Source organism: Listeria valentina (assembly GCF_011800755.1).
Classification (GTDB): Bacteria; Bacillota; Bacilli; order Lactobacillales; family Listeriaceae; genus Listeria; species Listeria valentina.
Genome location: NZ_JAATJW010000082.1, coordinates 1 through 8,874, shown reverse-complemented (window position 1 = coordinate 8,874; position 8,874 = coordinate 1). Strand labels below are relative to the sequence as shown.

General features: G+C 40.5%; 8 protein-coding genes. 1 reads left to right on the top strand and 7 read right to left on the bottom strand.

Annotated elements, in window-relative coordinates; all coding sequences use genetic code 11:
- Positions 1–9 precede the first annotated feature (9 nt).
- The 3 genes from HCK02_RS12635 to HCK02_RS12625 form a co-directional block, all read right to left on the bottom strand.
- Entirely contained in the window at positions 10–864 is an 855-nt protein-coding gene (locus HCK02_RS12635) for a MerR family transcriptional regulator (RefSeq protein WP_167630467.1), read from the bottom strand.
- 160 nt (positions 865–1,024) lie between these two features.
- Positions 1,025–1,486, bottom strand: coding sequence for a threonine/serine exporter family protein (locus tag HCK02_RS12630; RefSeq protein WP_167630466.1), 462 nt, complete (start codon positions 1,484–1,486; stop codon positions 1,025–1,027).
- Between the two features lie 16 nt (positions 1,487–1,502).
- A complete protein-coding gene (locus tag HCK02_RS12625) occupies positions 1,503–2,264 on the bottom strand; it encodes a threonine/serine exporter family protein (protein WP_167630465.1) in 762 nt (253 codons plus the stop codon).
- 159 nt (positions 2,265–2,423) lie between these two features.
- On the opposite strand from HCK02_RS12625, the gene HCK02_RS12620 reads away from it, so the two are divergent.
- Positions 2,424–3,026: a YdeI/OmpD-associated family protein gene (locus HCK02_RS12620; RefSeq protein ID WP_167630464.1), complete on the top strand. Its 603-nt coding sequence runs from the start codon at positions 2,424–2,426 to the stop codon at positions 3,024–3,026.
- Between the two features lie 43 nt (positions 3,027–3,069).
- Here HCK02_RS12620 and HCK02_RS12615 read toward each other — a convergent pair whose 3' ends face one another.
- From HCK02_RS12615 to HCK02_RS12600, 4 genes are all read right to left on the bottom strand, one after another.
- Complete coding sequence (locus HCK02_RS12615) at positions 3,070–4,620, bottom strand: hydantoinase/oxoprolinase N-terminal domain-containing protein (RefSeq protein WP_167630463.1); 1,551 nt, start codon at positions 4,618–4,620, stop codon at positions 3,070–3,072.
- A complete protein-coding gene (locus HCK02_RS12610) occupies positions 4,613–5,713 on the bottom strand; it encodes an S-methyl thiohydantoin desulfurase family protein (RefSeq protein WP_167630462.1) in 1,101 nt (366 codons plus the stop codon). Before HCK02_RS12610 ends, HCK02_RS12615 begins: the two co-directional genes overlap by 8 nt.
- A 19-nt stretch (positions 5,714–5,732) precedes the next feature.
- The gene (locus HCK02_RS12605; RefSeq protein ID WP_167630461.1) at positions 5,733–7,016 is read right to left on the bottom strand and encodes a cytosine permease; all 1,284 of its coding nucleotides are present in this window, start codon (positions 7,014–7,016) and stop codon (positions 5,733–5,735) included.
- Between the two features lie 124 nt (positions 7,017–7,140).
- Positions 7,141–8,724, bottom strand: a complete 1,584-nt coding sequence (locus HCK02_RS12600; RefSeq protein ID WP_167630460.1) for a PucR family transcriptional regulator — start codon at positions 8,722–8,724, stop codon at positions 7,141–7,143.
- Positions 8,725–8,874 lie beyond the last annotated feature (150 nt).

The following is an 8,874-nucleotide window of genomic DNA, read 5'->3' as shown; positions in this document are numbered from 1 at the left end:
TCAGTGCGCTCAAAAATTAGTTTTTCCTTGAAAATAATTTAAAAGTTCAGCTTGACTTATTACCACTAGACTTTTTACTTGAAAACAAGCTTCCGTAAGCCATTTTTCTGGATCACTTTCCATTGCCTTCGAAACGTGATAGATATTTAACATCGGACCTGCAATTTCGTAAGGATTACTTTCAATCCACTTGGCAAACGTTTCTGTAACAACGCTCATTTTTTCATAGGAACCGCTAAATGTAATCGACGCCACTAATTGTTCAGGAACCTTTTTGCAAAAATAAGCTGCTGCTAAATTTGTTACTACTGACTGCACTTCAATATCTGGAAAGCTTTCAAGGTAACTCTCATCATGGAAAATCGCGCAATCGAGCCTCTCTTTTGCAAAAGAAATCTTGTCTCTTGCCGCAATTTGATAAAGCTTATTCCAAAGAATTCCTTCAGAAGAATAATCGGGAATTTTCTCACGCAAGCTGATGACTGTTCGCTCTGGTAAAGTTTTTACTTTTACCAAATAGGACTGATTATGCTGAAAATACGGTTTTGCTTCTTTTAATCGCTCCATTTGTTCTTCTATGTTTTTCGCTTCTCGTTTTAATGCTTGATAGCGACTTTCATATAGCGAAAAAAGTGCTTGTTTTTCATCAGTTTGCTCAAAAATCCACTTGATTTCTTTTAAAGTAAAACCCATGCTTTGTAACTCCCGGATACGTTCGATTTCTTCTAACTGACGTGCTTCATAATAGCGATATCCTGTTTCTGGGTCAATTTTAACTGGTTTAATAAGCGCTAATTTGTCATAATGTCGCAGCATTCTAATGCTTACTTGCGCAAGCTTGGAAAAGTCGCCAATTCGAAACATACTTGTTCTCCTTTTACTTATAAATTTAAAGCCTGACATTGTGAGAGAGTCAATAAAAATAAAGCTTCTCCAAAATACATGCATCCTATTCGATTTCTAACTTATTATAGCGTAAAACTTTTCGCTTGTAGAACGAAAACTGGACAAAATAAAACTGCCCTCACCTGAGAGCAGTTTTAACTTGATTGATAAGTGGTTTAAAAAGTAGTAGAAATAAAATGTTTCCAATGATGATTCCGCAAGCAAGTGCTACGGCAGAAGCGATTACATTGAAAAACGTGCTTAGCGCCACTTCCGCGTGACTCGTGAACAGTTCTTTAAAGACTTCGTAAAAAGTAATCCCTGGAACAACAGGAACGAGTCCGGGGATAAAGTAAACAGTCGATGGATATTTACGAATGTAACTGTAAGCATAACTGAGCGTACTTAAAATGAGTGAACAACAAAAACTTGTGATAAACACACCGAAGCCATTTTCACTCATGATATAGTAACCGAGCCAGCCCGCTCCACCAACAATTCCGCCTGCAATGATCGTTTTGTTCGGAATGCGACACAAAAAACCAAAGGCGCACGAAGCGATGAAACTGAAAATAAAATGGTAAATCAGTTCGAAAAACATGAAAACTTCCCCTTTTTCAAGAATTAAATAATAAAATCACGAGCGCTACGCCGCATCCGAGAGCCGCGGCTACAAATAGACTTTCAAATAGTCGAATGATGCCCGAAATGTAGTGGCGTGCAAGCAAGTCACGGATCGCATTCGTAATCCCAATCCCTGGAACAAGTGGAACGACTGTCCCGATCATCGTCAAGTTGATATCCGACCCCATTAGTTGGTGCACGAGGTAACCGGCTAACCCACCAATAAAAGTGGACAGAAATTCAAAGATAAAGGGATAATCAGCCATACTGGTTAGTTTTTGAAACGCAAAGTAAGCCAAAACGCCGCCGATTACAGCACTGGGAAGATCTTTCCAACTGCCGCCAAAAATCAAAACAATTGCGCCACTTAAAAGTGCCGTAAAAAAAAGTTGCTTCCACATAGCGTCTCGACTGGTATCTGCATCAATTTTTTCAAGTTGTTTCTTCATTTCTGGAAGCGTCGTTTTTCCTTCTGTGAAGTCCCGTGAAATTTGATTGACTTGGACGACTTTTTCTAAGTTATATCCACGACTATCAATTCGTAAAAAACTATTTTCTGCCAGATCCGTTCGAACAAAAACGCCGGAAAGCGTCACATATGTATAATAACTTTTAGATGCAGTATTCCCAAGACATTTTCGGATGATTCGCTCCATCGTATCTTCCACTCGAGCTGTCTCTGCCCCGTTCTCAAGTAGCAGCTTGCCCGTTAAAAGTGCTGTTTGAATAATAAATTGATCCTCTTCCCTTTTCAAGCTGTCCGCTCCCTTCTTTCTTCTTTATTATAGGTGGGAAGAATGACCGGTGTCAAAGTAATTTTATAGGATCAATTTTGGTTACTATTAGTTAAGTTTTCAAAGCCAGCATGCTATAATAGTAAAAAATTATACAAGAACGGAAATGGAGCGATAACAATGACAAAAACGAAAGTCAATCCAAAAGTAGAAGATTACGTGCGTGAAATACCAATTTGGCGGGAAGTAACAGAAAAACTCCGAACCATTTTGCTAGATATAGATGTGGAAATAACCGAGGAATTTAAGTGGCATAAGCCTTGTTACAGTGTAAATCACAAAAATATCGTTTTGATTCAAGGCTTTAAGGCTTACTGCGCGCTTTTGTTTTTCAAAGGTTCTTTATTAACAGATCCAGAACGCGTTCTTGTAGATATCGGGGAAAACTCACGTGTCGGTAAACAACTACGTTTTACTTCTGTAAAAGATGTAGAACGCCTTCAAAAAGTCATCAAAGCTTACGTTTTAGAAGCCATCCAAGTCGAAAAAGCAGGCTTAAAAGTGGAAAAGAAAGAAAAGGCTAATGAAATCGAGATGCCTGAAGAATTTGCCATGCGACTTGAAGAAAACGCGAGTTTGAAGGCTGCTTTTGAAGCTCTTACACCCGGCCGTAGAAAAGCTTATTTATATTATTTTGCTGGTGCTAAGCAAAGCAAAACGCGTGAAGCGCGAATCGAGAAATTCATTCCACAGATTTTAAATGGAAAAGGATTACGCGACTAAGAAACCCAAAAAGCTCGTTGCCATTTCTAGCAACGAGCTTTTTTTACACTAAATCACCAACAGCCTTGATTCGAAGACGTGTCGCATTATCTGGGTGGTAAGCAAGTGGAATTTCTTCTACTTCTACAACTTGAATTGTCTTGGGAACTGCTCCCGCAAGTTTCGCTTTTTCGTAAGCTTTTTTCTCTGCATCTTGCAGAGCTTCTTCACGTGGTTTTTGCGAATAAATGTAGATTTGCTCGTATTCACCGCTGATCTGCGAAATAGAAGCGCCAATCGCATTAGCTACCGCTCCGTTTTCATCACGAATGATCTCCCGCACGCCTTTCAGCTGATCCGGAATAATCAAGCTCCCTCCACCAACTAAGACGACTTCCACATCTCCTGAGCTCGTTTTCATCTTATCAATTGCCACTTCTGTCATTTCTGCAATTTTTTGATAAGCTTTTTCAGCGAAATCAAGTGGAATTTGTTCAGCTTTCTTCGGATCTCCTACACTTGCTCGCCCTAAACGAACGGCAATATCTGTAGCCGTGATCGTTTCACCACCAAAAACAAGCGCTTCTTCCGTAATCCGGTATCCAACGCTATCCGGTCCAACAGTCACTTCTTCCCCGTCACGCCTGACAATACTGCCACCACCAAGTCCGATGGAGATGATATCTGGCATGCGGAAATTCGTTCGAACCCCACCAACATCAACTGCAAGAGATGATTCACGCGGGAACCCGCCAGCGAGCACTCCAATATCTGATGTGGTTCCGCCAACGTCCAGAACTAAAATGTCTTTTAATCCGGCTAAATAAGCTGCGCCTCGGATGCTATTCGTTGGTCCGCAAGCGATCGTAAGAATCGGAAATTTCCTGGCATATTCAATTGACATTAGCGTCCCATCGTTTTGACAAAGAAAAACTTCTGCTTGATGAATACCTTCACTTTGTAGTGCTTTTTCAAAACCGCTACTTGTTCTTTCCATCACTTTGAACAGACCCGCATTTAAAATGCTCGCATTTTCGCGTTCAATCAAACCAATCGAACCTATCGTTGAAGAAAGCGAAATTGGAACTTTTTCGCCAAGTTCTTCAGCTGCGATTTCTGCCACCCGAAATTCTTCTTCATTTTTCAACGATGAAAATACACCTACAACCGCAACAGCTTCTACTTTTCCCTTCCAGCTTCTGAGAATCTCTCGAATCTCTGTTTCTGAAAAAGCGGAAAGTTCTCCACCATCAAATTCAAATCCGCCAGAAGCAAGTTTATACTTCCCGGAAAGTTTTTCAACTAAGTCGTCTGGCCAAGCCGTATAAGGCAAAACAGATGCCGTTGCTGGATAGCCCAGTCGAATCACGCCAACTTGTGCTAATTTTTTTCGTTCTACGATGGCATTCGTACATTGCGTCGTTCCAAGCATCGCATGAGAGACTTTGTCTCGTTCAATCTCCGCTTTTTCAAGAACTTGCTTCAGTGCAGCGCGAATGCCAGTTTCAATATCGCCACTCGTTGGAACTTTAACGCTTGCAACTAGTTCAAATTTTTCGTTCAATACGACGGCATCGGTATTTGTCCCGCCGACATCAATTCCTAATTTATACACGAACAGCTCCTCCTTTCGCCTGCGTTTTTTCAATAGGAACAAAATCTAAATCATAGCCGAAATAACGCGGTCCAACGGTTTCCAGTCCTTTTTCTGTTCGCCACTGCGGATTTGAAGGAAGTCCAAGCACATGCACACGCTTCCCGTATTTTAATGATTCTGTCGTGACTGGATGAAGGGTTTCAAGGTCAGTTAAGCAAATTAAATCCGGAGTCATTGCGACCACTTCTCCGTTTTTTCGAGCGATCAAGTTTTCATTTTGGAAATACACTTTCATTTCATCTTGGGATTGTTCCGTCAATCCTTTAATCGTGACGCAGCCACGATTAAAGCCACCTGCCATATCCCGCTCAACATCAACAATTTTGCCGCTAAAGAGATGATATCCTTCTGTTGCTTCAAGCAATTGTTTTAGTTTTTCAGCTTGGTTTTGTTTTTTAGATTGGATAATTTGTCCAATTTTTTCCGACAAACTGACAATCCCATGAACTCCTGACTTTTTAATATCCTTTCCTGTACAAGGATATAGCCCAACAGAACTACTTGCTCCCATCTCAACTGTGGCAGCACGTGCCAAGCGTTCTGTCCAATGATTATTTGGCGTTTCAATGATTTCAATATTTCCTTTTTCGTCTGCCACCGCCATCGGAGTTGCTGAAACGCCATTTAAATGAAACGTCACCATTTGGAGTTCAGGAAAAGCGCGTCCCATTCCATCACAATCGACTAACGGAATCCCGAGTTGCGCGGCTACAACAATTGGAATCATCGAATTTACACCCCCTGCTTCCATCGGAAAAGTTCCTGTTAATTCTTTCCCAATATAGCGACCTAGCTTATCGAAAATCCGCAAGTATTCATCTCCTTTTGGAAATTTTTCAATCATGACAGACGGCGCGCCCATACTTGCCGCTGGAATAAAAAAGTCATCATCTGAGATTTCATCCGCAGAAAGTAATTTTACTGGTCCAAATTCTTTTAAAGCAGAAAGAGCCATCATTTTTCCAATATACGGGTCTCCTCCTCCGCCCGTTCCTAAAAAGGCTGCTCCTAAAGCTATATCTTCAATTGCTTGTTCATCTAAATAACGCATCAAAATTCCTCCTGTTCACTCAAAAATCTTCTTCTAAAACTTGTTTTTTACGGCTATCCGCGATCTTTTTTCCAACTAGATAAACAACGAAGGAAATGATGCAACCGATTAAAGGCTGATTAGGAAGTTCGGGGAGTTTTGGAAAGAAACTAAAGATAACAGGGATACAGGCAATAACGGCTCCTGCCGCCCAAGCTGTAACTCCCATCCAGTTAATTCCTTGCACTTCTTTCCACTTGGTTTTATCCCCTTTTTGAACAACCCAATAAGAAGCAATCATGACACCCGCAACGGGAGGTACCATCGCAGATAAAATATTCATAATCGGTACAAAATAATTTAAAATGCCAAATGCAGCTAAGATCGTTCCAAGAATTCCTGCGGAGGCAACTGCAATTTTTTCCTTGCTTTTTGAGAAGTTAAAGATATTGCAAATGGCAATCCCCCCTGAAAAAGCGTTAACTGCATTTGTTGTCCATGTAGCAAGAACGAGAGCTATTACGCCAATAACAGGCAGTCCAAGCTTCGTAAAAACGGCTGTAACATCTGCTGTTCCTGCTGTGATAGCTAAGATAGCACCAACAGCAATCATAAAAATACCAGAAGGCAAAATACCTAAAATAGAAGCTTTGACAATATCGCCGCGTTTTTTAGTGTACTGGGAATAGTCACCAGCAATAACGGCTCCAAGTGCAAAAGAACCCACTGTGATTGAAAGCCCACTTAGAAACGGCAGATTAGTTGTTGGCTGATGTTGAAAAACTTGTGAAACATCTCCTTTTAGTGAAACAACTAGCGCGTAGAGACAGACCACAAACAAAACAGGTACGGCAATATAATTTAACAAATTGAGAATTTTAATTCCATAAAGTGCGGAAACAAGCATGATGATGCCCCAAACGATTGAGGAAAGCCAAACGGGAAAATCAATTTGATAGAGACTTAAAAACTGCGAGAAAGCCATTCCACAAACATTCGCTTGGATGCCAAACCAGCCGAGACAGCTAATTGCGAGGATTATCGAAATTAGCTTTTTGGAGCCTTGCTTTCCAAATACTTGGCCAGCAGCTTTTACAGCTGGCATTTTTAAATCACTTCCTTGAATGCCTTGGAAGATCATTAAAACCACGATGATGCCATTCCCGATTAAAGCGGTTAGGATGGCTTCCCAAAATGACATGCCCGCAATAAGCGTTCCGCCAATCATTAAACTGGGAATGCAAATCATTGCCCCCGTCCAAACAAACGCTAGACCGGTCCAAGATTGTGCTTGTTCTTGATTGTTTGTATTTTTTATTGCCATAATTTTCTGCCTCCTTTTTTAGTAATGCCTCCATTATACAAAAACTCAAAATTGATGTAATTAGCAAAAAAGCAAAATAAAACGGATAATTCTTGTCAAAAGTGACAAAACTATCCGTTTATCCTTATCGTTTATGACTTTCCCCTAAAATCCGCCAAATGGCAACGGCTCGGTAAACCTTGTAGCTTTCGGGGATTTTAGTAACTGGAAATGCGAGCAATTCACTCACTTTGTTGATTCGATATTTAATCGTATTCCGGTGCAAAAATAGTTTTTCGGCTGCTGTTCTGTAACTCAGTTCAGCATCTAATAAGAAAGTAGCAAGCGTTACTAATAATTCGTCCTCATTATTTCCATGCTGCATCAGTGGCTTTATTTGCTTAAATATTTCTGCAACGGCAGATTCCCCACTGTAAATAGTTTCCAGACAATCCGCGACAAATTCGATTTCTTGATAGAAAAAAACATTTTTTGAGGTATAGACTTTTCGAGCTGCTGGCAAATAGTTTTTTACAGTCATGTAAGCTTCCTGCACTTCCACTGTACTCGTTGTCCCAAAGCACTTTACAAGGGACATTTTTATTCCTTGTCTTTCCATTTCAGACGAGCACGCGAGTGCAAGCGACTCGAATTCATCTTGTTTTCGGCTTTTGTCCATCAGAACAACAATAAAATCATCATAGAAATCAATTAACGAAACCTGGAAACAAGGTGCAATTGTTTGCTTCAAAAAGCGCAGGACTTCGTTGTTTTTTTGCAAGTCTTTCACTGCAATCAGCCACATATTTTGAATAGCCGAAACGTCGATGTCAAACAATTTTCCGAGGCGGCGCATCTTAACGCTTTCGTTATTCATGATCGCTTTCATGAGTTCACGAGGGCTGACTTCTTGGTAGTTTTCGCCCCAAAGATTCATGAAAACTTGAACAACTTCTGCCATTTGGATGGCTAAATTTTCTGTGAGCGCCGTTTGCTCTTTCATTAGGTAAAGCGACATCGTTTGAATGCCATTTTGCAAAATTGGGCGCTTCGTCTTCCACACCTGCTGTTCTTGCACAATGTCTTCGTTTTTAATCGTTTGTATATTTTTTCCTAAATCGAGGGTGTTACTTCGCGGCCAAGTCACGGCGTTCACAAGTTGTCCGCTATTATCCGCAAGAGCAACGGATGTTTTCGTCCGATCTGCAAGTATTTTAAGCATGGTATCGACACTTCGCTGGTTTTCCGGCAGCATCGAGATTTGTTCCAAGAGTTTTCCTGAAAATTGTGTTTCATTCATTTCTTGTTTGACAATCGCCTCTATGACTTCATAAATCACTTCACTATAACGCAAAGCTCGTTCATTTTCTGGCATGACGATCAGCGTGAAATCGAGTTCATCCGCGAGATCAATCATTTTTTGACTAACTTTCGGAAGATAAATCCCCACGTAATATAAAATCAATCCAATTTCACCCGCACGACGCAGTTTACGAACCATGCTGCACTGCGCTTCTTCATTATCTTTGATGCTTATCAAACCGGAAATCACAATTTCATCGCCGTAAAATTCATTATTATTAAACAATTCTGCTTCAAAAGCTTCTGTATCGGTATGTTCGAGAACAGAAATTGAGGAAACAAATCTCTCCAAACCGGCACGTCCAGCCACTACTTTTGCATCTTTTAAAGAAGGCAGCTGTAACAATTCGCGAAGTTTTAGACTCATCCTAAGCACCTCCTTAATATTTTTTAGTATAGCAGATGCCACCTTTCTTTTGATAGTTTTTTTGCAAAATAAAAAGAAACTTGGCGGAAAATGAGGCTTCTACCAAGTTTCTTTTGCTAAACAAATTTGTTTTCTTACTAAAAAAACATA

Coding starts and splice junctions, on each gene's coding strand:
- HCK02_RS12630 (WP_167630466.1), bottom strand. CDS start 1,486: ATGTTTTTCGAACTGATTTACCATTTTATTTTCAGTTTCATCGCTTCG.
- HCK02_RS12600 (WP_167630460.1), bottom strand. CDS start 8,724: ATGAGTCTAAAACTTCGCGAATTGTTACAGCTGCCTTCTTTAAAAGAT.
- HCK02_RS12635 (WP_167630467.1), bottom strand. CDS start 864: ATGTTTCGAATTGGCGACTTTTCCAAGCTTGCGCAAGTAAGCATTAGA.
- HCK02_RS12610 (WP_167630462.1), bottom strand. CDS start 5,713: ATGCGTTATTTAGATGAACAAGCAATTGAAGATATAGCTTTAGGAGCA.
- HCK02_RS12605 (WP_167630461.1), bottom strand. CDS start 7,016: ATGGCAATAAAAAATACAAACAATCAAGAACAAGCACAATCTTGGACC.
- HCK02_RS12620 (WP_167630464.1), top strand. CDS start 2,424: ATGACAAAAACGAAAGTCAATCCAAAAGTAGAAGATTACGTGCGTGAA.